General features: G+C 73.4%; 22 protein-coding genes and 1 pseudogene. 10 read left to right on the forward strand and 13 right to left on the reverse strand.

Annotation, left to right across the window (positions count from 1 at the left end; all coding sequences use genetic code 11):
- The 5 genes and pseudogenes from ACH443_RS10190 to ACH443_RS10210 form a co-directional block, all read right to left on the reverse strand.
- Positions 1-125 (reverse strand): annotated as a pseudogene (locus ACH443_RS10190) (superoxide dismutase); the annotation flags it as partial.
- Between the two features lie 170 nt (positions 126-295).
- A complete protein-coding gene (locus tag ACH443_RS10195; RefSeq protein WP_429763780.1) occupies positions 296-1,999 on the reverse strand; it encodes a cytochrome b in 1,704 nt (567 codons plus the stop codon).
- Positions 1,996-3,048: a Rieske 2Fe-2S domain-containing protein gene (locus ACH443_RS10200; protein WP_430556298.1), complete on the reverse strand. Its 1,053-nt coding sequence runs from the start codon at positions 3,046-3,048 to the stop codon at positions 1,996-1,998. The genes ACH443_RS10195 and ACH443_RS10200 overlap by 4 nt, the downstream gene beginning before the upstream one ends.
- The gene (locus ACH443_RS10205) at positions 3,045-3,824 is read right to left on the reverse strand and encodes a c-type cytochrome (RefSeq protein ID WP_429763778.1); all 780 of its coding nucleotides are present in this window, start codon (positions 3,822-3,824) and stop codon (positions 3,045-3,047) included. Before ACH443_RS10205 ends, ACH443_RS10200 begins: the two co-directional genes overlap by 4 nt.
- A gap of 67 nt (positions 3,825-3,891) precedes the next feature.
- Positions 3,892-4,545, reverse strand: coding sequence for a cytochrome c oxidase subunit 3 (locus tag ACH443_RS10210; protein ID WP_429763777.1), 654 nt, complete (start codon positions 4,543-4,545; stop codon positions 3,892-3,894).
- Positions 4,546-4,852: 307 nt separating this feature from the next.
- Here ACH443_RS10210 and ACH443_RS10215 point away from each other — a divergent pair, with 307 nt between their 5' ends.
- On the forward strand, positions 4,853-5,275 hold the full coding sequence (locus ACH443_RS10215; protein ID WP_430590420.1) for a hypothetical protein: 423 nt from the start codon (positions 4,853-4,855) through the stop codon (positions 5,273-5,275).
- Positions 5,276-5,342: 67 nt separating this feature from the next.
- On the forward strand, positions 5,343-6,437 hold the full coding sequence (trpD, locus tag ACH443_RS10220; RefSeq protein ID WP_429763776.1) for an anthranilate phosphoribosyltransferase: 1,095 nt from the start codon (positions 5,343-5,345) through the stop codon (positions 6,435-6,437).
- Positions 6,438-6,506: 69 nt separating this feature from the next.
- Here the strand turns inward: trpD and ACH443_RS10225 are convergent, their stop codons facing one another.
- From ACH443_RS10225 to ACH443_RS10235, 3 genes are all read right to left on the reverse strand, one after another.
- The gene (locus ACH443_RS10225) at positions 6,507-6,788 is read right to left on the reverse strand and encodes an Lrp/AsnC family transcriptional regulator (RefSeq protein WP_380245000.1); all 282 of its coding nucleotides are present in this window, start codon (positions 6,786-6,788) and stop codon (positions 6,507-6,509) included.
- Entirely contained in the window at positions 6,782-8,590 is a 1,809-nt protein-coding gene (locus ACH443_RS10230) for a DEDD exonuclease domain-containing protein (protein WP_430590230.1), read from the reverse strand. The genes ACH443_RS10225 and ACH443_RS10230 overlap by 7 nt, the downstream gene beginning before the upstream one ends.
- 101 nt (positions 8,591-8,691) lie before the next feature.
- On the reverse strand, positions 8,692-10,503 hold the full coding sequence (locus ACH443_RS10235; RefSeq protein WP_429763774.1) for an AMP-dependent synthetase/ligase: 1,812 nt from the start codon (positions 10,501-10,503) through the stop codon (positions 8,692-8,694).
- A gap of 276 nt (positions 10,504-10,779) precedes the next feature.
- Between ACH443_RS10235 and ACH443_RS10240 the strand changes: the two genes are divergently transcribed.
- Entirely contained in the window at positions 10,780-11,724 is a 945-nt protein-coding gene (locus ACH443_RS10240) for an ROK family glucokinase (RefSeq protein WP_429763773.1), read from the forward strand.
- A 49-nt stretch (positions 11,725-11,773) separates the two neighbouring features.
- On the opposite strand, the gene ACH443_RS10245 is transcribed toward ACH443_RS10240, so the two are convergent.
- A complete protein-coding gene (locus ACH443_RS10245; RefSeq protein ID WP_429763772.1) occupies positions 11,774-12,322 on the reverse strand; it encodes a hypothetical protein in 549 nt (182 codons plus the stop codon).
- A 116-nt stretch (positions 12,323-12,438) separates the two neighbouring features.
- Between ACH443_RS10245 and ACH443_RS10250 the strand changes: the two genes are divergently transcribed.
- Positions 12,439-13,158, forward strand: coding sequence for a lysophospholipid acyltransferase family protein (locus ACH443_RS10250; protein ID WP_429763771.1), 720 nt, complete (start codon positions 12,439-12,441; stop codon positions 13,156-13,158).
- 4 nt (positions 13,159-13,162) lie between these two features.
- On the opposite strand, the gene ACH443_RS10255 is transcribed toward ACH443_RS10250, so the two are convergent.
- A complete protein-coding gene (locus tag ACH443_RS10255; RefSeq protein WP_430590231.1) occupies positions 13,163-13,786 on the reverse strand; it encodes a GNAT family N-acetyltransferase in 624 nt (207 codons plus the stop codon).
- Positions 13,787-13,955: 169 nt separating this feature from the next.
- Between ACH443_RS10255 and ACH443_RS10260 the strand changes: the two genes are divergently transcribed.
- On the forward strand, positions 13,956-15,182 hold the full coding sequence (locus ACH443_RS10260) for a pyrophosphate--fructose-6-phosphate 1-phosphotransferase (protein WP_430590232.1): 1,227 nt from the start codon (positions 13,956-13,958) through the stop codon (positions 15,180-15,182).
- A gap of 46 nt (positions 15,183-15,228) precedes the next feature.
- Positions 15,229-16,593, forward strand: coding sequence for a class II 3-deoxy-7-phosphoheptulonate synthase (locus ACH443_RS10265; RefSeq protein WP_430590233.1), 1,365 nt, complete (start codon positions 15,229-15,231; stop codon positions 16,591-16,593).
- Positions 16,594-16,596: 3 nt separating this feature from the next.
- Here ACH443_RS10265 and ACH443_RS10270 read toward each other — a convergent pair whose 3' ends face one another.
- On the reverse strand, positions 16,597-18,633 hold the full coding sequence (locus tag ACH443_RS10270) for a PASTA domain-containing protein (protein ID WP_430590234.1): 2,037 nt from the start codon (positions 18,631-18,633) through the stop codon (positions 16,597-16,599).
- Positions 18,634-18,681: 48 nt separating this feature from the next.
- Between ACH443_RS10270 and ACH443_RS10275 the strand changes: the two genes are divergently transcribed.
- On the forward strand, positions 18,682-19,113 hold the full coding sequence (locus ACH443_RS10275) for an Rv2175c family DNA-binding protein (RefSeq protein WP_429763766.1): 432 nt from the start codon (positions 18,682-18,684) through the stop codon (positions 19,111-19,113).
- A gap of 36 nt (positions 19,114-19,149) precedes the next feature.
- Here the strand turns inward: ACH443_RS10275 and ACH443_RS10280 are convergent, their stop codons facing one another.
- On the reverse strand, positions 19,150-20,256 hold the full coding sequence (locus ACH443_RS10280) for a polyprenyl synthetase family protein (RefSeq protein ID WP_430590235.1): 1,107 nt from the start codon (positions 20,254-20,256) through the stop codon (positions 19,150-19,152).
- A gap of 74 nt (positions 20,257-20,330) precedes the next feature.
- Complete coding sequence (locus ACH443_RS10285; RefSeq protein ID WP_430590236.1) at positions 20,331-20,969, reverse strand: hypothetical protein; 639 nt, start codon at positions 20,967-20,969, stop codon at positions 20,331-20,333.
- A 170-nt stretch (positions 20,970-21,139) separates the two neighbouring features.
- Between ACH443_RS10285 and ACH443_RS10290 the strand changes: the two genes are divergently transcribed.
- From ACH443_RS10290 to ACH443_RS10300, 3 genes are all read left to right on the forward strand, one after another.
- Positions 21,140-22,468: a DUF4192 domain-containing protein gene (locus tag ACH443_RS10290; protein ID WP_430590237.1), complete on the forward strand. Its 1,329-nt coding sequence runs from the start codon at positions 21,140-21,142 to the stop codon at positions 22,466-22,468.
- A 9-nt stretch (positions 22,469-22,477) separates the two neighbouring features.
- Positions 22,478-22,834 carry a universal stress protein gene (locus tag ACH443_RS10295; protein ID WP_430590238.1) on the forward strand — a complete coding sequence of 119 codons (357 nt, stop codon included), beginning with the start codon at positions 22,478-22,480 and terminating at the stop codon, positions 22,832-22,834.
- A gap of 344 nt (positions 22,835-23,178) precedes the next feature.
- Positions 23,179-24,771, forward strand: a complete 1,593-nt coding sequence (locus ACH443_RS10300) for an RNA polymerase sigma factor (RefSeq protein ID WP_430590239.1) — start codon at positions 23,179-23,181, stop codon at positions 24,769-24,771.
- Positions 24,772-24,813: the final 42 nt, after the last annotated feature.

The following is a 24,813-nucleotide window of genomic DNA, read 5'->3' on the forward strand; positions in this document are numbered from 1 at the left end:
GTGTTGGCGCCGGTGACGTAGGCCGCGTGGTGCTTGTCGTGGTGCAGCTCCATGATCTTGCCGCTGATGTGCGGCTCGAGGGCGCTGTAGTCGTAGGGCAGGTCAGGGAGCGTGTAGACAGCCATGCTGAGATACCTCCGGTTGCGTGCCGCACGTCGTACCGGCGTGCGATGGGGACGTCGTCGACGGCTGGTCCCCGGCCGCTCTCACGTGCCGGGGACGACGACGGCCCGCGCACCCCGCCCGACGGATCGGGGGAGGGGAGCGCGGGCCATGGGTCCAGCCTGCAGGAGACTCAGTGCTCCCGCTCGACGTTGCCAGACCCCGAGACGAGCTCGGGGGTGTCGTGGGCGGGCTCGAGCTCGTCGTGCTCGCCGTGGGCGTGCGCCGCGGCCAGCTCGGCCGGGGTCACGGGCTCGACCCGGTCCTCGTAGAAGAACTGCGACAGCTTCTGCCAGCGCTTGTCCTTCTTGTAGCCCTTGCGCTTGACGCCACGGGCGTCGGTCGCGGGCTCGATCTCCAGGGGCCGGCGCGCCTCGTAGTTGACGCGCAGCCAGCGCTCCTGCTCGTCGAGCGGGCGGTGGACCTCGATGTACTCGCCGTTGGCGAACCGCACGATGCGACCCGTCTCGTGCCCGTGCAGCACCAGCTCGCGGTCCTTGCGCTGCAGGCCCAGGCAGATCCGCTTCGTGACCCAGAAGGCGAAGACCGGTCCGACGAAGAACAGGACCCGGAAGACCCAGGTGATCGTGTTGATCGACAGGGCGAAGTGCGTCGCGATGAGGTCGTTCGACCCCGCCAGCGCCAGGATGACGAACGCCGTGAGGAACGCGACGCCGAGGCCCGTGCGGGTCGGGACGTTGCGCGGACGGTCGAGCACGTGGTGCTCGCGGTGGTCGCCGGTCACCTTCGCCTCGAGGAACGGGTACACGAACAGGAACGTGAACAGCAGGCCCGGGATGATGACCGCCGGCACCAGGATGTTCAGCGACAGCGTGAAGTCACCCCACGTGACGATCTCGGCCTGGCCGGGCATCAGACGCAGCGATCCCTCGAGGAACAGCATGTACCAGTCCGGCTGGGCACCCGCGGACACCGGTGACGGGTCGTACGGGCCGTAGTTCCAGACGTTGTTGATCGCCATCGTGCCGCCCATGAGGGCCAGCACGCCGAAGATGATGAAGAAGTTGCCGCCCATCTTCGTGGCGAACGCCGGGACCGCGGGGTAGCCGACCACGTTCTTGTCGGTGCGGCCGCCGCCCGGGTACTGGGTGTGCTTGTTGAGCACCATGAGGAACAGGTGCACGCCGATCAGCGCCAGGATGAGCGCGGGCACGAGCAGGATGTGCACCGTGAACAGGCGCGGGATGATGTGCTCGCCCGGGAACTCGCCGCCGAAGACGAACCACGAGAGGTACGACCCGATGATCGGGATCGACTTGATGACGCCGTCGGTGATGCGCAGGCCGTTGCCGGAGAGCACGTCGTCCGGGAGCGAGTAGCCCGAGAACCCGGCGAGGAGGCTGCAGATCAGCAGCAGCGTGCCGACGAGCCAGTTGAGCTCGCGGGGCTTGCGGAAGGCGCCGGTGAAGAAGACGCGCATCATGTGCACCACGATGCCGGCGACGAAGATCAGCGCCGACCAGTGGTGGATCTGCCGCATGAGCAGACCGCCGCGCACCTCGAACGACATGTTCAGCGTCGAGGAGAAGGCCGTGGACATGAGCTGGCCGTCCATGGTCGCCGGCGCGCCGTGGTGCGTGACGAGCGCCATCGACGGGTCGAAGAACATCGCCAGGAACACGCCGGAGATGAGGAGCACGACGAACGAGAACAGCGCGATCTCGCCGAGCATGAAGGACCAGTGGTCCGGGAAGACCTTGCGGACGAGCTGCTTCGCGAGCACGCCGACCTTGGTCCGCTGGTCGAGGTAGTCGGCGGACTTGCCGATCACGGTGGTCGGCTCCGCCGCGGTGGGGGGAGTTGTCGTGGTGCTCACTTCAGGCGCTCCCAGTAGCTCGGGCCGACGGGCTCGTTGAAGTCGTCCTCAGCCACAAGATACCCCTCGTCGTCGACGGTGATGGGCAGCTGGGGCAGCGGGCGCTTGGCAGGTCCGAAGACCACCTTGGAGCCGTCGGAGATGTCGAACGTCGACTGGTGGCAGGGGCACAGCAGGTGGTGCGTCTGCTGCTCGTACAGGGCGACCGGGCACCCGACGTGGGTGCAGATCTTCGAGTACGCGACGATGCCGTCGTAGGAGGCGCCCTCGCGGTGGTCGCGCTTGTGGTCGCGCGGGTCCATGCGCACCAGGAGCACGACGGCCTTCGACTTCTCGGTGATCCACTCGTGCGACTCGCGCTCCTCGGCGGGCACGTCGGGGATGACGTGCGCGACGGAGCCGACCGTCAGGTCCGACGCCTTGATCGGGCGGCCGGACGGGTCGTAGGCGAGGCGCGTGCCCTTCTTCCAGATGGTGTGCCGGAAGGAGTTGACGTTCCACGTGCCGCCGACGCTCGAGACGAGCGGCACGGCGATGGTCAGCGGGAAGAGAGCGAGCGCGGAGACGACCGCGCCCTTGAGGACGGGCCGGCGCGCGATGCCGGAGTCCTCGAGCCCGTCCTTGAACTGCTGCTGGACGACCTCGCGGACGTCCTCCGAGCTGCTGCTCGAGTGGCGCTCCTCGACGTACTCCTTGCCGGACATCAGGGTCTTGGCCCAGTGGACGGCCGCGAAGCCGATGCCGAACAGGGAGATCGCGATCGCGACACCGAGCAGCACCGTCGAGAGGCGCACGCCGGGCGTCGTGCCGTCGGGACGCACGGCGAAGTAGGCCACGATCGAGGCGATCGTGCCGAGGCACGAGATGGCGAAGAGGATCGCGATGATCCGCTCGTTGCGCTTGGCCGCCTTCGGGTCCGTGTCCGCGAGGCGCGGGTGGTGCGCGGGGACGCCCGGGTCCGCGAAGCGGTCGGTCCGGGCGACCGTGCCGTCGCCGTCGTGCCGGGCCACGTCGCGGGACGGGCCCTGGGGGTTCTGGTTCTCGCTCACGAGGACTTCGCTCCGATCCACACCGCGCCACCGATGATCAGGCCGATGCCGATGATCCAGGCCCACAGGCCCTCGCTGACCGGACCGAGCGAGCCCAGGGTGAGGCCGCCGGCCGAGCCCTGGTCCTGCTCGTCGAGGAACGCGATGATGTCGCGCTTCTCGTCGGGGGTGATGTTGGCGTCGTTGAACACCGGCATGGACTGCGGGCCGGTGAGCATGGCCTGGTACACGTTGCGGCCGGAGGTGTCCCACAGCGGCGGCGCGAACTTGCCCTCCGAGAGGGCGCCACCGGCGCCGACGGCGTTGTGGCACATCGCGCAGTTGGTGCGGAAGAGGGCCATGCCGTTGGCGGGGTCGCCCTTGCTCCCGTCCACCTGCTCGTCGGTGGGGATGGCCGGGCCGGCGCCGAGGGACGCGACGTACGCGGCGAGCGCGGCGGTCTGGTCCTCGTCCATCTGCCGGGGCTTGGCCTCGGCCTGGGGGCCGTTCATCTGCATCGGCATCCGGCCGGTGGAGACCTGGAAGTCGACCGCGGCCGCACCGACGCCCACGAGCGACGGCGCCTCGGTGGTGCCTTCCGCGTTCGGGCCGTGGCAGGTGGCGCAGTTGGCCTGGAAGAGCTTCTTCCCGGTCTCGATGTCCGCGGTGCTGGCGGTGTCGGCCTGGGCCGGGCTCGGGGCCAGGGCGGCGTAGACGCCGCCCGTGACCAGCAGCGCCAGCAGCAACAGCACGACCGGTGCGAACCGGTGGTGCCTGCGGGCGGCGAGTGCCTTCACGAAATGATCCTCGTCTCGCAGATCGAAGGTGCAGGGTCAGTGCCGGCGGCGACGCCGGCCGGGGGGTTCAGCGCAGGAGGTAGATGACGGCGAAGAGGGCGATCCACACCACGTCGACGAAGTGCCAGTAGTAGGACGTGACGATCGCGGTGGTGGCCTCGTGGTGGCCGAAGTTCTTGGCGGCGAAGGAGCGCCCCAGCAGGAACAGGAAGGCGATGAGGCCGCCCAGCACGTGGAGGCCGTGGAATCCGGTGGTCAGGTAGAAGACCGAGCCGTACGGGCTGGAGGAGATGGTCAGGCCCTCGTGCACCAGCTCGGTGTACTCGAAGATCTGGCCGCCGATGAAGAACGCGCCCATGAGGTAGGTGAGGGTCATCCACTCGTGCATGCCCCACTTGCTCACCTGCAGCAGGGAGCCGGAGCGCACCGGCTTGAACCGCTCGGCGGCCCACACGCCCATCTGGCAGGTGACCGACGACAGCACCAGCACGGTGGTGTTGATCGTCGAGAAGGTGATGTTGAGCTTGTCCGCCTGAGCGGCCCACTCCGCCTCGGGCATCACCGACCGGACGGTGAAGTACATCGCGAAGAGGCCGGCGAAGAACATGAGCTCGCTCGCGAGCCAGACGATCGTCCCGACCGACACGGGGTTCGGACGGTTGACGCTCACGTGCTGGTGGGCATGGGGGGCAGCAGCCGTTGCGGTCGACACGTCAGCCATTATGGCCGACATACGGCCTGTTCGAGCCACTCGGGCGGGTCTGGCGGAAAGTCGATGTGCACAGAATCTGCGGAAACTCGCCACTCTGCTACTACGAGGTGACGGATCCGTGGAGAGTGCCAGTAAAAGACCACGTTCGGCACCTGCCCGAGGTGACGCGAGTGTGCCACGATGCCAGCAAACGTCGACGTCCGACGGTCGCTGTACAGCTGCCGGACGTCGTGCCCGTGCCCGAAGCCGTGCACGTCCGCGAAGGGGAGCCAGAAAGTTGACGGATCAGACGGACCAGACGGACCCGACGACGACCATCTCGACCCGCTCGACCGGAGCGATCGCCCCGGCGGCCCGCGGACCGCGCATCCTGCTCTACAGCGACGACCGGACCGTCCGCGCCCACGTGCGGACCGCCGTCGGGCCCCGTCTGCGCGCCCACGCCCCGGAGATCGCGTGGGCGGAGGTCGCGACGCCTGCGGCACTCATCGCCGCGGCCGACCGCGGCGGGTGGGACCTGCTCGTGCTGGACGGTGAGGCGGACAAGTCCGGTGGCATGGGACTGTGCCGTCAGCTCAAGAACGAGGTGTACCGCTGCCCGCCCGTCGTGGTCCTCACCGGCAGGCCCGACGACGGATGGCTAGCATCGTGGTCGCTCGCCGACGCCGTGGTGCCGAGGCCGCTCGACGCGATCGAGCTGCAGCGCGCCGTGGCCGGCCAGCTCGCCGCGACGGCCTGACCGACGGACCCGTGAGGGTCGAGCCAGGTGCGTCCGGACCGCGCGACCACCGAACCGGAGGAACCTGGTGCCCACGAACGACCGCCCCGTGCCCGCGCAGCCCGAGCAGACGTCGCCCGAGCAGACGTGGCCCGGGCTGCTCACCGAGCTCATCGCAGGCCACGACCTGAGCTCGCAGGACACCGCCTGGGCCATGGACGCGGTCATGTCGGGCGAGGTGTCGCCGGCCCGGCTCGCGGCCTTCCTGGTGGCGCTGCGGGCCAAGGGCGAGACGGTCGAGGAGCTGACGGGGCTCGCGGACACGATGCTCGCGCACGCCCGCCGGTTCACCGTCCCGGGGCCGAGCGTGGACATCGTCGGCAGCGGCGGCGACCGCGCGCACACGGTGAACATCTCGACCATGGCGGCGGTCGTCGTGGCCGGCACGGGCGTCAAGGTGGTCAAGCACGGCAACCGCGCCGCGTCCTCCTCGTCCGGTTCGGCCGACGTCCTCGAGGCGCTGGGTGTGCGGCTCGACCACGGACCCGAGCGCGTCGCCGAGCTGGCCGAGCAGGTCGGCATCACCTTCTGCTTCGCGATGGTCTTCCACCCGTCGTTCCGGCACGCCGGCGTGGCGCGGAAGGAGCTCGGCGTCGCGACCGCGTTCAACTTCCTCGGTCCGCTGACGAACCCGGCGCAGCCGCGGGCCACGGCTGTCGGGGTCGCGGACCCCCGGATGGCGCCGCTGGTGGCGGGTGTCTTCGCCGCGCGGGGGACGCGGGCGCTCGTGTTCCGTGGCGACGACGGCCTGGACGAGCTCGCTGCGACCGGCGGCTCGACCGTCTGGGAGGTCCGCGACGGTCAGGTCACCGAGGCGCGCCTCGACGCCGCCGCCGAGCTCGGGCTGCGGCGCATCGACGTCGCCGACCTGCGCGGCGCCGACGCGCACCACAACGCCGGCGTGGCACGCGACGTCCTCACGGGGGTCGACCAGGGCCCGGTGCGGGAGACGGTGCTGCTCAACGCGGCGGCCGCCCTCGTGGCGGACGGCAGCCTGCCCGGCACGGACGCCGGCACGCTCGTGGAACGGCTGGCGGCCGGTATCGGCCACGCCGCGCGCAGCATCGACGACGGCGCTGCCGCCCGCGTGCTGGAGCGCTGGGCGGCCGCGACGCAGGACTGACCGGAGGTGCACGGCGGGCGGCCGATCCTTCGCGCGCGAGCACGTGTCCGGCCGCCCGCCGGGGCGGCGTCAGTCGTCGAGGCCGATCGCGAACGCCTGCTCGAGGTCGACGTTCGAGTAGGTGCGGAAGGCGATCAGGGTCTCGGTGCGCACGACGCCCGGGACCTTGCTGATCCCGTCGGCGATGACGTCGGCCAGCTCCTCGTGCTCGCGTACCCGGACCATGGCGACCAGGTCGGCCTTGCCGGTGACGGAGTAGACCTCGCTGACTCCCTTGAGGTCGGTGACCTTGGTGGCGACCTCGGGGATCTGGTCGGCCTCGGTGTCGATGAGCACGATCGCGGTCAGCATGCCGTCATCGTAGCCACCGGCGGCGGGGCCGCGAGGCGCCCGGCGGTCTCGTCGCCCTCGCCCGGCGCGGCCCACAGACCCGCGACGGTCGTCGAGACCGCGCCGAGGTCGGCGTGGGCGGCGGCGGAGCGCACGGGGCACGTCCAGGGGTCGCTCACGTGCACCAGCCGGACCCCCGGCTCGTCCAGCCAGGCCAGCACGAGGGCTGCCTCCTCGGGATGGCACGCGGGAGCGGGAGCCACGGGCGGGGTGACGGCCTCCGCCGTCGCGCGCAGGGCGTCGACGACGGGCAACGGGTCCTCGTCGGGTCCGGTGACGGCGGTCGCGGCGAGCCGCGCGTGCTTCACGACGACGAGCTCCCAGCCGCCCGCGGGGGTGGGCCGCGCGGCGACGAGCTCCGCGCACCGGGCGACGGGGTCCAGGCGCTGGGCACGCGCCGCGCCCTGGACGAACGCCCGGAGCCGGTGGGTCACCGTCCCCGCCTCCTCGAAGCGTTCCTGGGCCGCGAGCCGGCCCACCCGCGCGGCGAGGACGTCGACGACGACCGAGGGGTCGGACGTGAGCGCCGTGCGTGCCGCGTCCGCGACGGCGTCGTACCCCTCGTCGGGTGTGCCGGTCGCCGTGCACGGCGCGGAGCAGCGGCCCATCCCCGCGAGGGCGCACGGGCTGCCGGCCGTCCGCGCGACCCGGGGGAGCCGTGCCGCGCACTGGCGCAGCGGCAGGGCGTCGTGGACCGCCTCGACGGCGGCCAGCGCGGCCTGCCGGGACGTGAACGGGCCGATGTGCGGGGTCCCGGCCCGCACCTCGCGCACCACCGACAACCGGGGGTAGGCCTCGTCCGTGAGACGCACCCACGCCTGGCGCTCGGGGTGCTTCGAGCGCCGGTTGTACCGCGGCGCGTGCTCGGCGATGAGGCGCAGCTCGCGCACCGACGCCTCAAGCGGCGTCGCGCAGACCACGGGCGTGACGGCGTGCGCGATCCGCACCATCTCGGTGATCCGACCGCGCTTCTCGGCAGCCGTGAAGTAGGACCGCACCCGCTTGCGGAGGTTCGTGGACGTCCCGACGTACAGGACCTCGTCCCCGGGGCCGCGGAAGAGGTAGACGCCCGGGGCCTCGGGCAGGCCGTCGGCGAGGGTGCGCTTGCGGCGCACGTCGGGCGGGACGGGGTCGGCGGCGCCGGCGAGATCCTCCAGGTGGGTGATGCCGAGGGGCGCCAGCCGCTCCAGGAGCGCGTGCAGCACGTCGACGGTCGCCCGCGCGTCCGCCAGGGCGCGGTGCTCGGGCGTCACCCGCGCACGGAAGAGCGCGGCCAGGGTGGACAGCTTGTGGTTCGGCGCCTCGTCGCGGGTGACGACGCGACGCGCGAGGGGGACGGTGTCCACCACCCGGAACCCCGGCCAGTCGTAGCCGAGCCTGTCGCAGGCGGCCCGCAGGAAGCCGACGTCGTACGGCGCGTTGTGCGCGACGAGCACGGCGTCGCGCGCGAACTCCAGGAAGCTCGGCAGGACGAGCTCGACCGGGGGAGCCGTGGCGACCATGGACGTCGTGATGCCCGTGAGCCGGGCGACGAAGGCCGGCACCGGGTGGCCCGGGTTGACGAGCGACTGCAGCTCGCCCAGCACCTCTCCGCCGCGCACCTTGACCGCGCCGATCTCCGTGATGCCGCCGTCGGCGGCCCGCCCCCCGGTCGTCTCGAGGTCGACCACGACGAAGGTGACGTCCCGCAGGGAGGTGCCGAGGTCCTCGAACGAGGGCTGGAGCGCGGTCGTGCGCGTCGGGTGCGGGGTGGTGCTCGGCATGCCGGGACCGTAGCGGCGGCCTCCGACAGTCGGGGGTGGGGACGGGCGAGCCCGCCGAGACGGTGGTCTCGGCGGGCTCGGGTCCGTGCGGGCGTGCCGGGTCAGCTCGCGGACTTCTGCCGGGTGTCGACGTACAGCTCGTCGATCTCGGCGGCGAAGTCCTTGACGAAGACGTGGCGGCGCACGCTCTGCTTGGGCGTGAGATAGCCGTTCTCGACCGTGAGGTCGCCCGGCAGCACGGCGAACTTGCGGATCGACTCGGCCTTCGAGACCGCCTGGTTGGCGCGGGTGACGGCGGCGTCGAGCGCGGCCAGCACCTCCGGGTCGGTCGCCGCCTGCGCGGGCGTCATCTCGGGCTTGCCGTGCATCTTGAGCCAGCCGGGCAGGCCCTCGGCGTCGAGAGTGATCAGCGCGCCGATGAAGGGGCGGTTGTCGCCGACGACGACGCACTGGCTCACGAGGGCGTGCGCCCGGATACGGTCCTCGAGGAGCGCCGGGGCGACGTTCTTGCCCCCGGCCGTCACGATGATCTCCTTCTTGCGGCCCGTGATCGTGAGGAACCCGTCGTCGTCGAGCGTGCCGAGGTCGCCGCTGCGGAACCAGCCGTCGGCGAACGCCTCGGCGGTCGCCTCCGGGTTGTTGTGGTACCCGCGGAACACCTGGATGCCGCGCAGCAGGACCTCGCCGTCCGAGGCGATCTTGACCCCGCAGCCGGGCAGCTGGGGCCCGACCGAACCGATCTTGATGGCGTCGGGGCGGTTCACGCTGGTCGGCGCGGTGGTCTCGGTGAGCCCGTAGCCCTCGAGGATGGTGACCCCGAGACCGCGGAAGAAGTGCCCGAGCCGCTCGCCGAGGGGGCCGCCCCCGGAGACGGCGTACTGGGCCTGCCCGCCGAGCACGGCGCGCAGCTTCGAGAACACGAGGGTGTCGGCGACCTTGTGCTGGAGGCGGAGCCACAGCGACGGGCCCGACGGCGTGTCGAGCGCGCGCGAGTAGGCGATGCCGGTCGCGGCCGCCCAGTGGAAGATCTTCAGCTTGCCCCCGGCGGCGGCCTTCTGCTCCGCGGCGTTGTAGACCTTCTCGAAGACCCGCGGCACCGCGAGGATGTAGGTGGGCCGGAAGGCCTCCAGGCCGGCGGTGACCGTCTTGAGGTCGGCCCAGTGGCCGAGCACGGTGCCGCTCGCGATCGCGAGGATCTCGATGTAGCGCGCGAAGACATGCGCCAGGGGCAGGAAGAGCAGGGTGCGCCCGCCGTCCTTGAAGACGTCGGGCACGGCGGCGACGGCGTTCACGCCGAGCAGCGCGAGGTTGCCGTGGGTGATCTCGGCACCCTTGGGGGTCCCGGTCGTGCCGGAGGTGTAGATGATCGTCGCGACGTCGGCGAGATCGGCGATCCCGCGGCGGCGGGCGATCTCGTCGTCGGCGACGTCGGCGCCCGCGGCCGTCAGCTTGGCGATCGCGCCGTCCTCGATCTCGAGGACCTCGCGCAGGGCCGGGGCCCGGTCGGAGACCTCCGCGACGGTGGCGGCGAGGCCGGAGTCCTCGACGACGAGCAGCGTGATGCCGGAGTCGGTGAGGATCCACTCCACCTGCTCGGCGGAGGACGTCTCGTAGATCGGCACCGGGACCGCGCCCGCCGCCCAGGCGGCGAAGTCGAGCAGCGTCCACTCGTAGCGCGTGTGCGACATGATGCCGACGGGGTCGCCGGGCTGGACGCCCCGGGCGACCAGCCCCTTCGCGACGGCCACCACCTCGGCGTCGAACTGTGCGGCCGAGACCGGCTGCCAGCCGTCGCCGGAGGGACGCTCGGCGAGCGTGGCGCGCGGGTCGCTCGCCACGCGGGTGGCGAGGAGGTCGTTGAGGTTCGACGTGGCAGGCAGCTCGACCGCCTGCGGAATGGTGATCTCGTCCATGCTGACTCCATCGTCCATGCTCATGCATTGGCCAGGGGTGCGTTCCCCGGCCGCCACGATACCGGGTCTCACGCGTGGTCCAGGACACGGTTCGGTGACGGTCCGTGACCACCGGTGACGTCGCGGTGACGTCCCGGTGGTGGACGAGCGTCGCACCCCTCGGTCGCGGTGGCTAGTCTTGTCCCTGCGCGCACCGCGCGCCCCCGCGCCGCGACGGCGACCGGGTGATGCGCCGTACGGACGCGGCGTCCCGACACATGAACGCGAGGTTCCCGCATGCACGCCATCGGAGTCGACATCGGCGGCACGAAGATTGCCGTGGGTGTGGTGGACGAGGCGGGCAAGATCCTCGCGAAGGTGCGGCGCGAGACGGTCGCCGACGACGTCGCCTCCATCGACCGGGCCATCGCGGACGCGTGCGCCGAGCTGGCCAAGGAGCACGAGGTCGGCGCCATCGGCCTGGCCGCCGCCGGCTTCGTGAGCCCCGACCGCCGGTCCGTGCTCTTCGCCCCGAACATCGCCTGGCGCGAGTACCCGCTCGCCGAGCGGATCGAGGCGCTGCTGGACGTCGACGTCCCCGTGGTCGTCGAGAACGACGCGAACGCCGCGGGCTGGGCGGAGTTCCGCTTCGGTGCCGCCCGCGAGGCCACCGACATGCTCATGCTGACGGTCGGCACCGGGCTCGGCGGCGCGATCGTGGTGGACCGGGAGCTCGTGCGCGGCAAGTGGGGTGTCGCGGCCGAGGTGGGGCACATGCGGGTCGTCCCGGGCGGCCACTACTGCGGCTGCGGGCACGAGGGCTGCTGGGAGCAGTACGCGTCCGGCACGGCCCTGGTGCGCGACGCGAAGCAGGCCGTGATCGCCCAGCCGGAGCGGGCGACGCGGCTGGTCGAGCTCGCCGGCGGCGACGTGTCGGCGCTCGAGGGCCCGCACGTCACGCAGGCGGCACAGGAGGGCGACGAGCTCGCGGTCGAGCTGCTGGCGACGCTCGGCCGGTGGATCGGCGAGGGCTCGGCGTCCGTCGCCGCGCTGCTGGACCCCGAGCTCATCGTCATCGGAGGAGGCGTCGGCGCGGCCGGCGACCTGCTGCTCCTGCCCGTGCGCAAGGCCTACGAGGCGCAGCTGTCGGCCCTCGGGCACCGCCCGGTGGCGCAGATCGAGCTCGCCGAGCACGGCAACGAGGCGGGCATCATCGGCGCCGCCGACCTCGCCCGGCGCTGATCCGCCCGTCGCCCGGCCCCGTCGCCAGGCCTGGCCCCGCACGGGCCGGTCAGACGACGGCGCCCGTGCTGTGGTCGTCCGGGTCGCGGCGGTGCGGCATCCGCCAGACGAGGATGCCCAGCGCGACGAGGAACAGGACGCCGGCGACAGGGCCGGACCATCCCGGGATGCGCAGGGCCGGGACGGCCGAGCGCAGGACGACGCCGAGCACGACGAGCACCGGCACCCCGACGACCACCGCCCACGCGAGGGTGAGGAGCGGGTCGCGGGAGAGCACCGGTTCCGGCTCCGGCGGCGTGAAGTGAGACTCCGTCTCTTCGAGATCCTCGATCTCGGGCGTGACGGGCCAGTCGCGGGGACCGGGGCTCACCACCCGACCGGGCGGCGGCGCGGTGTCCTCGCGGCGCGGGTCGGCCGCGGGCTCGCTCGCGGTGTCGCCCGTGGTGCCGCCCGCAGGCTCGTCCGCCCGGTCGGCGTCGTCGGGCTCGTCGAGCGGCCCGAGCTGGGCGACGATGTCGGCCCACCGCGCCTCGACGGCGTCGTCGGGCAGGTCGTCGTCCGGCAGGTCCGGATCGGCGTCCGGGTTCGGTGCGGGCATGGGTTCACTCTATTGTCGTGGGCGAAGCAACGCGTCGACGGTCCGCCCGCCGGCGCCACGGCCCGTCGACGGCGGTCCGCTGACCGGGGGCTGCCGGGACTGGGCGAGGAGGACAGTTGTTCTACTGGGTGATGAAGAACGTGCTGGTGGGGCCGTGGCTCCGGCTGGCGTTCCGCCCCTGGACGAAGGGCGTCGAGAACGTTCCGACCTCCGGTCCGGCGATCCTCGCGAGCAACCACCTCGCCGTCATCGACTCGTTCGTGCTGCCGCTCGTCCTCGACCGCCAGGTCCAGTTCCTGGGCAAGTCGGACTACTTCACCGGGGGAGGCGTCCGCGGTCGCCTCGTGGCCGGCTTCATGCGTGGGGTCGGGACGATCCCGGTGGACCGCTCGGGCGGCAAGGCCAGCGAGGCCGCGCTCAACACGGGGCTGCGGGTGCTGGACGACGGCGACCTGTTCGGCATCTACCCCGAGGGCACCCGCAGCCCCGACGGGCGGCTGTACCGCGGCAAGACCGGCGTCGCCCGCCTGGCGCTGGAGTCCGGCGCCCCCGTGATCCCCGTCGCGATGGTGGGCACCGACGTCGCGCAGCCGCTCGGGCGGTCGGTCCCCAAGCCGATGCCGATCGGGATGGTCTTCGGCGAGCCTCTCGACTTCAGCCGCTACCGCGGGATGGAAGGCGACCGGTTCGTGCTGCGCTCCGTGACCGACGAGATCATGTACGCCATCCTGCGGCTGTCCGAGCAGGAGTACGTCGACGTCTACGCGGCCACGATGAAGGCGCGCCTCGCGGCGGCCCAGCAGCAGCCGCCGGAGGAGCCCGCCGCCGGCTCCTGACCGGCTACCCGGGCACCTGGCCCAAGACGAGGCTCAGCCAGGCGTCCGGCGGGACCTCGGGCCGGCCGGGCACCGGACGGTGCGTGACCGACCACCCGTCGCCCGCGACGTCGGTCGCGACGCGCGGCCAGAACGACGCGGCGCCGGCGTTGGCGTCCTGGTACGCGATCTCCCACGGGCCCGGCACGTCGCGCAGCACCGCCGCCGCGACCTCGCGCCCGACGCCGCGCTGGCGGGCGGCGCGCGCGACGAAGAACGCCGAGAGCACGCGGGTCGGCGCGTCGAGCCCCCGGACCAGGGCGAACGCCACCGGCCGCTCGTCCGAGCGGCCCCGTGCCCCGTCGGGGGCCATGGCCAGGTAGCCGCGCCAGGTCGCGGCACGACGGCCCGTCCCGTCCTCGTCCGCCCGCACGTCGCGGTCGATCTCGTCGAGGGCGGTGCGGAGCCGGTCGTCGCGGAACCGGCCGTCGGGCCCCGGCAGCTCGCCCGAGACGGCGGACATGTCGTGGCGGAAGAGCAGCCACAGCCGTTCGAGGAGCGCGCGGTCCTCCGGCGTGGCGCGGCAGACTCGGACCGGCGCGCCGGCGAGGTGGGCGGACGGGTCGGGGAGGGGTGCAGGAGTCGTCATACGCAAGAGCCTCCCGGCGCCGGACGGCGGGGAGGCTCGCCCGACATCATCGCACGGCCGGGCGCCGCCGCGCACGGCGCGTTCGCCCGGCGGACGGCCGGGACCGGCACGGGGAGGTGCTCCTAGGATGGAGTCGCTGTCCGTCCCCCACCGAGAGGTAACCCCTGTCATGTCGGTTCGTCGCGTGGCTCTCCTGACCGCCGGCGGCTTCGCGCCCTGCCTGTCCTCCGCCGTCGGCGGCCTCATCGAGCGCTACACGGAGCTCGACCCGTCGATCGAGATCATCGCCTACCAGTACGGCTACCACGGGCTCCTCACGGGCGCGAAGATCGTGGTCGACGAGGAGGGCCGCAAGCAGGCCGGCATCCTGCACCGCTTCGGCGGCTCGCCCATCGGCAACTCGCGCGTCAAGCTGACCAACGCCGCGGACTGCGTCAAGCGCGGCCTCGTGCAGGAGGGCCAGAACCCGCTGGAGGTCGCGGCCGAGCAGCTCAAGGCCGACGGCGTGGACGTGCTGCACACCATCGGTGGCGACGACACGAACACCACGGCCGCCGAACTCGCCGCGTACCTGCACGACAACGGCTACGAGCTCACCGTCGTGGGCCTGCCCAAGACGATCGACAACGACGTGGTGCCGATCAAGCAGTCGCTCGGCGCCTGGACCGCCGCCGAGGAGGCCGCGGGCTTCGCCGCGAACGTCATCGGCGAGCACCGCTCCGGTCCGCGCATGCTCATCGTGCACGAGGTCATGGGCCGGCACTGCGGCTGGCTCACGGCGGCCACCGCGAAGGAGTACCGCTCGTGGCTCGACGCCCAGGAGTGGGCCCCGGCCCTCGGCCTGACGCGCGAGCGCTGGGACGTGCACGCCGTCTTCCTGCCCGAGCTGGAGATCGACATCGACGCCGAGGCGGCGCGCCTGCGCGCCGTCATGGACGAGATCGGCAACGTCAACATCTTCCTGTCCGAGGGCGCGGGGATGAACGAGATCGTGCAGCAGCTCGAGGCCGCCGGCGAGGAGGTGCCGCGCGACCCGTTCGGGCACGTCAAGCTCGACACCATCAACCCCGGCCAGTGGTTCGCGAAGCAGTTCGCGGAGAAGCTGGGCGCCGAGAAGGTCATGGTCCAGAAGTCGGGCTACTACTCGCGCGCCGCGGCCGCGAACGCCGAGGACCTGCGCCTCATCAAGTCGATGACGGACCTCGCCGTCGAGTGCGCGCTGCGCGGCGAGGCCGGCGTCATCGGCCACGACGAGGAGGACGGCGACCGCCTCAAGGCGATCGCGTTCCCGCGCATCGCCGGCGGCAAGGCGTTCGACGTCAGCCAGCCGTGGTTCGGCGAGATCCTCGAGGGCATCGGCCAGCCGCTGGTGCCCGCGAAGCCCGCCGCGCACTGACGACGGCGACCCGCCGACCACCGAGCCAGAGGCAGGAGCAGCCCGCATGACCACCGCCGTCGACACCGTGGTGCCCGGGAGCGACCCCGAGGGCCTGGACCGGTTCCGGACCCTCGAGGCGCGCCAGCAGCCCGTGTGGCCGGACGCCGAGGCGCTCGCGGCGGTGGCGGGCCGGCTCTCCCAGGCGGCGCCCCTCGTGGTGCCGGCAGAGGCCCGGCTGCTCACGGAACGTCTCGCCGCGGCGGGCCGCGGCGAGGCGTTCCTGCTGCAGGGCGGGGACTGCGCGGAGACGTTCGCAGACGCGAACGCGACCCGCATCCGCAACAAGGTGCGCACCATCCTGCAGATGGCGGTGGTGCTCACCCACGGCGCGAGCACGCCCGTGGTGAAGATGGGGCGGCTCGCGGGGCAGTACGCCAAGCCGCGCTCGTCCGACCTCGAGACCCGCGACGGCGTGACGCTGCCCGCCTACCGCGGCGACATGGTCAACGGGCACGAGTTCACCCCGGAGTCGCGCACGCCCGACCCGGTGCGCCTCGAGCAGGCGTACCGGATCTCGTCGGCGACGGCGAACGTCGTGCGGGCCTTCACCCAGGGCGGCCACGCCGACCTGCGCCGGGTGCACGAGTGGAACCGTGGGTTCATGCGCAACCCCGCCTACGCGCGGTACGAGCGCACCGCGGCGGAGATCGATCGCGCGATCCGCTTCATGGAGGCCTGCGGGGCGGACTTCGACGCCCTGCGCTCGGTGGAGTTCTACCTCAGCCACGAGGCGCTCATCCTCGACTACGAGCGGGCGCTGACCCGCGTCGACGCCCGGACCGGCGAGGCCTATGCGACGTCGGCCCACTTCCTGTGGATCGGCGAGCGCACCCGTCAGCTCGACGGCGCGCACGTGGAGTTCCTCTCGCGCGTCGCCAACCCCGTCGGCGTCAAGCTCGGCCCGACGACGTCGGCTGACGACGCACTGGCGCTGGCGGCGCGGCTCAACCCGGGAAACACCCCCGGCCGGCTCACGTTCGTCACCCGGATGGGCGCGGGCAAGGTGCGCGACGTGCTGCCCGAGGTCGTCGAGAAGGTCACCGCCGCGGGCGCGGCCGTCACCTGGGTGACCGACCCGATGCACGGCAACACGATCACCTCCGACAGCGGCTACAAGACGCGCCGGTTCACCGACGTGCTGGACGAGGTCACGGGCTTCTTCGAGGTGCATCGCGCCCTCGGCACCGTGCCCGGCGGGCTGCACATGGAGCTCACGGGCGACGACGTCACCGAGGTGCTGGGCGGCAGCGAGGAGATCGACGACGCCGGGCTGGCGCTGCGGTACGAGACGCTGGTCGACCCGCGTCTCAACCACCAGCAGTCGCTCGAGATGGCGTTCCGCGTCGCGGAGATGCTGACGAGCTGGTGACGCTCACCAGACGGTGACGGTCACCGTGCTGCCCTTCGGCGCCCTGCCGGTGGGGTCCTGGAACCGGACGGTGTCGAGGATGCCGCCGAGGTAGGTGTTCTCCTTGACCACGAAGCCGGCCTTCTCCAGCGCCTTGCGGGCAGGCTCGGTGTGCTTGCCCACCACGTTCGGCACCTCGACCAGGGGCGGCCCCTGCGAGATCGTCAGCGTCACGGTGTCGGTGCGGTGCGCGGTGGCCCCCTCCTTCGGGTCCTGCGCCAGCACGTGCCCCTTCGGGACGTCCTCGGAGTACTCCGGGTCGGCCAGCTCGACGACGAGCCCCAGACCCTCGAGGTCGGTGACGGCCGCGTCCTTCTCCTTGCCCACCTCCTGCGGCACCTGCACGGGGGCGGGGCCGTCGGAGACGGTGAGCGTCACGACGGTGTCGTGCCGCTGGCGCGAGCCCTCGTCCACCGACACGTCGAGCACCTGGCCCCGGGCGGCCTCGTCGTCGTACGACCGGGCGGGGTCGCCGACCGTGAAGCCGGCGTCCTCCAGCGCCGCGGTGGCGTCCTTGTCGGCGGCGCCGACCAGGTCGTCGGGCACCGTGAGCATCTGCACGCCGCGGGACACGACCAGCTCCACGGAGCCGTCGGTGCGCACCCGGTCGCCGGGCGCGGGCACGCTCGTCACGACCGAGCCCTCCGGGACGTCGTCGTCGAAGGCGCGGCTCGTCGTCGTGCCGAGCCCGGCGTCCTCGAGGACGGCGCGGGCGTCGTCGGCAGCGACTCCGGCGATGCCGGTCGGCACCGAGGTCCACGCCCCGGGACCGTCCGCGAACCACCACCACGTGCCCAGCCCGCCGCCGGCCAGGACGAGCACCAGGGTGAGGGTCCACGCGACCGCGCGGCGACGGCGGGAGGGGCGCCGGTACGCCTCGGTGGGCTGCTCGACGAGCCGGTCCGTGGGCTGCGCCGGCGCGCTCGCCGACACCTCCTGGAAGAACGCCGTCGGGATCTCGTCGACGGCGTCCGTCCCCGTGCGCCCGTCGTCCTCGTCGTCGTGCGGCGCGCCGCCGGTCCCGCTCGGGCCGCCGGCGTCGGAGGGGCCGTCGGCGGGCCGTTCCGCGCGGCGCGCGAGCACGTCGGCGTCGAGCGACGACCGCAGCGCTTCGACGGCGGCGAGGGCGGCGCCCGCGTCGGGCGGGCGCTGCTCGGCGTCCCGGGCCGCGAAGGACGCGACGAGCGCGTCGACCTCGGCGGGCAGCCAGTCCACGAGCGCGGACGGGGCCGGGAGGTCCTCGTGCACGTGGTGGAAGGCGACCTGGATCGGCGTCTCGCCCGCATACGGCAGGGTGCCGGTGACGAGCTCGTACGCGAGCACCCCGACCGCGTAGACGTCGGTGCGGGCGTCGCAGGTGCCGCTGGTGATCACCTCGGGCGCCAGGTACGCGACCGTGCCCAGGACGGTGCCGGTGGTGGTGGTGGTCACCTCGGTGACCGCGCGGGCGAGGCCGAAGTCGGCGACCTTGACCCGCGTCCCCGGCGGTGTGCCGCCCGGGGCGTCGTCCTGGGCGGTGCCGCCAGGGACGGCGTCGTCGCCGACGACGAGCACGTTCTCCGGCTTGACGTCCCGGTGGACCAGGCCCTTGCGGTGCGCCGCGGCGAGGGCCGCGAGGACCTGCGCCACGACGTCGAGGGCCCGGTCCAGGGTGAGGGCGCCGGACGTGTGCAGCTCTCGACGCAGGTTGGTGCCCGGCACGTACTCCATCGCGAGATAGCTGGTGTCGCCGTCGACGCCCTGGTCGTAGACCGCCACGACGCCGGGGTGGGTGAGCCGGGCGGCGGCGCGCGCCTCGCGGCGGAAGCGGGACACGAAGGCGGCGCCGTCCACCCCGTCCGCGAGGTGCGGGTGCATCACCTTGACGGCGACCTCGCGGTCGAGCCGCCGGTCGGTGGCCCGGTACACGGTGGCCATGCCCCCTCGGGCGACGCGCGCGACGATCTCGTACCGCCCGTCGACCAGGCGGCCGAGCATCGGGTCGGTCGTCGTGATGGCCACGCGACGAGTGTAGGGGCGCCCGGTTCGGCAGGCCCGTAGGCTGGCCCGGTGAGCGACACCACTGCGCCGGAGCCCGGCGCCCCCGTCCCCGACAGCACCGACGACCGCACCGACGACCGCGCCGCCCTGGAGTCCCTCGTGGACGCGTGGCTCACCCTGCCCGACGTGGCGGAGGTCCTCGGGACCCAGGTGTCCAAGGTGCGCGGGCTGGTCTCGGAGCGGACCCTCGTCGGGGTCAAGCGGGGCGACCGGAACACGTTCCAGGTGCCTGCCGCGTTCCTCGTGACCGACGACGGGGCGCCCCACGTGCTGCACACGCTGCGCGGCACCGTGCTGGTGCTCTCGGACGTCGGGCTGGACGACGCCGCCATCCTGCGCTGGCTGTTCGAGACCGAGCCGTCGATCGGCGCCACCCCGATCGGGGAGCTGCGCGCCGGTCGTCGCGCCGAGGTGCGCCGGGTGGCCCAGGCGCTGCTCTGACGCCCGGTCCCTCCGGTCGGAGGGATGGCCGGCGGGTCAGGCCGCCCGGTCGACGGCGGCCCGCGCCAGGTCCAGGAGGACCTCGCGGGCGGGCTCGGCGAGCCCTGCCGCGGACAGCGCGTCCAGGGCGCCGTCCGCGAGCGTGTCGATGAGGGCCTCGACGCCGTCGAGCGCCCCCGAGCCGGCGATGACCCCGCGCAGCCTCTCGACGGTGGCGCCGTCCAGGTCGGGGTCGCCGAGGCGCGCGACGACGAGGTCGCGGTCGCTCGCGCCCGCGGCCGCGAGCGTGCGGGCCACCAGCACGGTGCGCTTGCCCTCGCGCAGGTCGTCGCCGGCGGGCTTGCCCGTCACCGACGGGTCGCCGAACACGCCCAGCACGTCGTCGCGGAGCTGGAACGCCTCCCCGAGCGGCAGCCCGGCGTCCGAGACGGCGGCCACGTGCGCGGGGGACGCCCCCGCGAGGACCGCGCCGAGCACGAGCGGGCGCTCGACCGAGTAGCGCGCCGACTTCGCGCGCAGGACGTCCCGGGCGCGCTCTTCGTCGGCCGCGGGGTCCAGGCCCCACGGCTCGGCCTGCACGAGGACGTCGAGGTACTGGCCCACGACGACCTCGGTCTGCATGGCGTCGAACAGCGCGCGGGCCGCGGCCGCGCGCTCCGTCGGCAGGTCGGCGACGGCAGCGGCGATCTCGCGCTGGCATGCGACGAGGCACAGGTCGCCGAGCAGGATCGCGGCGGACGTGCCGAACCGCTCGGCCGATCCCGCCCAGCCGGCCGCGGCGTGCCGTGCCTCGAAGGCCCGGTGCGCGGTGGGCTCGCCACGCCGCGTGTCCGAGGCGTCCATGACGTCGTCGTGCAGCAGGGCGGCGGCCTGGAACAGCTCGAGCGCCGCCCCGGCCCGCACCACCGCGTCCCGCTCGGGGCCGGACGTGGCGCCGCCGTGGGCCCGGTAGGACCAGTAGCAGAACGCCGCCCGCAGGCGCTTGCCCCCGCTGAGCAGCACGGCCGCCTGGTCGGTCAGCGCGGTCGCCGCGTCGCCGATCGAGGCGACCTCCCGGGCGAGGGCGTCGAGGTGCTCCTCGACCCTGGTGTCGACGTCGGTGCGGAGGTTCTCGAGGTCGACCAGCGACGCGGCGGTGGGCATGCCGACAGCCTATGCGCCCGGCCGGGCGGTCCCGACGGGGGCGGGGCCGGTCAGCAGGTCCGTCAGCAGGTCCGTCAGCCGACGACGACGGAGCCGCTGACCGTCACGAGGCGGCGCTCGCCGTCGTCGAGCACGCCGAGGGTGACGGACTCCACGATCGGGCCCGCGTCCTTCTTCTTTCCCCGGGGCGTGCTCTCGCGGCCGAACACCGTCTGCGCGGTGAGGCCGGAGAGGCTCGACGTGCCGGACTCCTCGAAGCCGGCCTTGCGCAACCGCTCGGCGAGCTGGTCGATGACGTCCTGCGTGCCGCGCTGCGTGGCGAGGTTGAGGGTGACGTCGGTGAGGCCGCCCTCGCCCGGGGTGGCCGAGCTGGCGAGCACCGTCGCGTCCTCGGGCGCGCCGAGCAGCTTCTCGGGGAAGCCGTCGGCGTACCCGCCGACCGTCGTGTCGGGGTCGAACGTCGGCAGGGCGGACGCGCCGCCCGTCCCCGGCTCCGCGCTAGGGGTCTCCGTGGCGCCACGCACGCCGACGCCCGACCCGTTCTCGCCGGTCGCGGAGACGTCGTCGTCCGGGGCCCCTCCGCCGCCGAGCAGACCGCAGCCGGACAGCGCGAGGAACGCGGTGAGCGCCACGGCGCCCACGCCGCGTGCCCTGGTCGCGGGCGCGCGACGCGACCGGGCGCGGCGGCGCGGGGCGCGGGGGAGCGAGGGCACGGCGCCTACCGTAGCGGCCCGCGGCACCTCGCTCGCACGTCTCGGACGAGGGGGACGCCGCGGACGTCGCACGGCGGCGCAGGCCACGGAGTCTGCCCCCAGCGGGGTGCCGTCCACAGCGGGGCGGCCCGCGGCGCCGGGGCCCGCGGTCGTGCCCTGGGATCGGACCCATGGACGCCGCATACGCCACCGACCGCGCCGGGGAGCCCGGCACCGCCTTCGACACCCCGCTCGTGCTCCGCTCGTCCCGCGACCTGCTCGCGGCCGTGCCGTACCTGCTGGGGTTCCGCCCGCGGGAGTGCGTGGTCGTCGTCGCGGTCACCGACGAGGGCCGGGTCGGCCTCGTCGCACGGACCGGCCTGCCCGACCTCGACGGACCCGTCGGCGACCCCGGGGACGAGGCGGGCGCCGGGACGACGGGAAGCGCGGCCGTCGTCGCCCGGGCGGCCGCCCGGGTCGGGGCCCGCCTGGCGCTCGTCGTGCTCTACACCGCGTCACCGCCGGACCGGGTCCGGGCGTGGGAGGCGGCCGCGGTCGGGGCGCTGGAGGAGTTCCTGGGCCCGACGGTCGACGTGGAGACCTGGCTCGTCGGCCCGGACGGCTATCGCGGCCTCGACTGCACGGACCCCGCGTGCTGTCCGGCGGGAGGACGACCCACGAGCGAGCTCGAGCACGGCGAGGTGGGGGCGGCGTTCGTGGTCGCGGGGCGGGCGATCGCCCGCTCGGAGCAGGAGGCGTACCGGGTCCGTACGCTGCCGGCGGGAGTGCGTGACCGAGTCGCCAAGGCGGCGGGACGTGCGGAGCGGGCGCGTGCGGCGGCAGGTGACGCCACCGGTGCGGCGTCTCGTGAGCCGGCCCGTGCGACGCCCCGTGCGACGGCACCTGACGGGCCGGGTCGCTGGCGCACCGAGGCCTACGGCGTCTGGTGCGACCTGGTGCGACAGGCGGCCGCGGAGCTGCGCACCTGTCCGGCCGGCGACGTCGAGCTGCCCCCGGCACGCCTCGGTCGCCTGGCGGTGGCGCTCGCGGACGTCCGGGTCCGGGACGCCGTGCTGCTGTCCCTGGTGCCGGGCGCACGAGAGGCGGCGGACCGGACGGTCCGGGCGGGCGGGGGCGTCGACGTCCCGCGCGACGTGGAGTCGGGCACGGCCCGGGCGATCGCCCGGGTGGTGGACCCGCGGGTCGGGGTGCCTCCCGACGGGGCGACCGCCGACGCGGCCCGGCTCGTGCTGGAGCAGCTGGTGGGCGGCGCGCCGCGGCGGTGGCACGCGCCGCCCCTCGCGCTCCTGGGCTTCCTGGCCTGGTGGCGGGGCGACGGGTGGCTCGCGGCCCGGCGCGTGCGAGAGTCCGCGCGGCAGGACCCGAGCTACCGACTGGCCGCGCTCGTGGCCGGGGTGCTGGAGGCGGCGGTCCCGCCCGGGTGGGTGAGCGCGGCGCGAGGGCCTGCTGCGGAGGATCTCGCCGGGGCGACCGATGTGGCCGGGCCGACGGTCGGGTAGCGTGCCCCCATGGCGATCGTCGTCGGACTCCTGAGCACGGCCGAGGGACAGGCGGCACTCGCCGCAGCGAAGCGCGAGGCGCAGGAGCGGTCCGTCCCGCTCACGGTCGTCGTCACCCGGGACGACGGCGGGCCCGAGAGGCAGGCGGTCGAGGACGACCTCGCCTCCTCGGGGCTCGCCTACTCGGTGGTGGGCGGCACGGGGGACCTCGCCGAGGATCTCGTGCGCACGGCGCAGGAGGTGGACGCCGAGCTCATCGTCGTGGGTCTCCGACGACGCAGCCCGGTGGGGAAGCTGATCCTCGGGTCCGGCGCGCAGCGCATCCTCCTCGAGGCGCCCTGTCCGGTCCTGGCGGTGAAGCCGTGACGACACGCGCGGCGACGCGCGCGGTCCACGCGTCGTGCGATGTGACGCTCGCGACCGTCCTCGGGCGGTCCTGCGCGCGGGCGTGCGAGGCCCGGCCCCACCGTGCCGCCCGGGGTTTCGCCCGTCGTTCCGCCTCTGCCGTCGGGAATCTTCGCGACTCCCCGGACGTTGAGCCAGCACCGGGGAACGGACGACGTGGGTACGGGAGTGGGCGCAGGAGCCCGTGGTGCCCTTCCGTCGCGGATGTCGCCGGTACAATAGAGGTGTCCGCCTGAGCCACGACAGTCCGAGTCGGAGGCCTTGACGGCGGTGCACCGTCCCCTCGAATGCCGAAAGGTCGGTTTGTGGCGTCCACTGCGCAGAACCCTGCACTTCCCCGCGAGTTCGAGCACCCTGCCCTGCAGGGGCTGCTCGCTCGAGGCACCGCCGACGGCCGGGTCGACGCCGAGAGCTTCCGCGCTGCCTGCGAGAACGCCGCGGTGGCGGACCCCAAGCGTCTGAAGGCGGTCCTGCGCGCCTTCGCGACCGCCGGGGTGGAGATCGGTGTGCCCACGGCCACCAAGGTCGCCGCCGCCAGCTCGAGCCGGGGCACCACCACGCGCGCGAAGGCGCCGGCGGCGCGCTCCGCGAGCGCGGTGAAGACCTCGACCGTGACGACCTCCGCCGTGAAGTCCGCCGCGTCGACGGACGACGAGCCGGCCGAGGCGACGTCCGCGAAGAAGCCCGCGACCAAGGCCGCCGGCACCAAGACGGCGGCCAAGGGGGCGAAGCCGACGCGTGGCCGCAAGGCGGCGTCGAAGGACGAGCCCGCAGCCGACGACGTCGAGGACGTCGAGCTCGACGACGCGACCGACGCCGACGACGAGCAGGAGAACGAGGCCGCCGCGAAGGGTGCTAAGCCCGCGGCCGGCAAGGGTAAGGGCGAGGACGAGGAGACCGGCTTCGTCGTCTCGGACACCGACGACGACGACCAGCCCGCGCAGCAGGTCGTCACGGCCGGCGCGACCGCCGACCCCGTCAAGGACTACCTCAAGCAGATCGGCAAGGTCGCGCTGCTGAACGCCGAGCAGGAGGTCGAGCTCGCGAAGCGCATCGAGGCCGGCCTGTTCGCGGAGGAGCGCCTGTCCCAGGACTACGCCGCCTACGACAAGACGAAGGCGAGCGCCGACGAGCGCCGGATGTACCGCGACCTGCGGTGGATCGCGCACGACGGCAAGCGCGCCAAGAACCACCTGCTGGAGGCGAACCTGCGCCTCGTCGTCTCCCTCGCCAAGCGCTACACCGGCCGCGGCATGCTGTTCCTGGACCTGATCCAGGAGGGCAACCTCGGTCTGATCCGCGCCGTCGAGAAGTTCGACTACACCAAGGGCTACAAGTTCTCGACGTACGCCACCTGGTGGATCCGGCAGGCCATCACCCGCGCCATGGCCGACCAGGCCCGTACCATCCGCATCCCGGTGCACATGGTCGAGGTCATCAACAAGCTGGCCCGCGTGCAGCGGCAGATGCTCCAGGACCTGGGTCGCGAGCCCACCCCGGAGGAGCTCGCCAAGGAGCTGGACATGACCCCCGAGAAGGTGGTCGAGGTCCAGAAGTACGGGCGCGAGCCCATCTCGCTGCACACCCCGCTGGGCGAGGACGGCGACAGCGAGTTCGGTGACCTCATCGAGGACTCCGAGGCCGTCGTCCCGGCGGACGCCGTGAGCTTCACGCTGCTCCAGGAGCAGCTGCACCAGGTGCTCGACACCCTGTCGGAGCGCGAGGCGGGCGTCGTCTCCATGCGCTTCGGCCTGCAGGACGGGCAGCCCAAGACGCTGGACGAGATCGGCAAGGTCTACGGGGTCACCCGTGAGCGGATCCGCCAGATCGAGTCCAAGACGATGTCGAAGCTGCGGCACCCGTCGCGGTCCCAGGTGCTGCGCGACTACCTGGACTGATCCGCCTCAGGAGCACGTCGTCACGAGAGCCCCGGTACCCGT

The organism is Isoptericola sp. NPDC019571, from assembly GCF_044389385.1.
GTDB lineage: Bacteria > Actinomycetota > Actinomycetes > Actinomycetales > Cellulomonadaceae > Isoptericola > Isoptericola nanjingensis.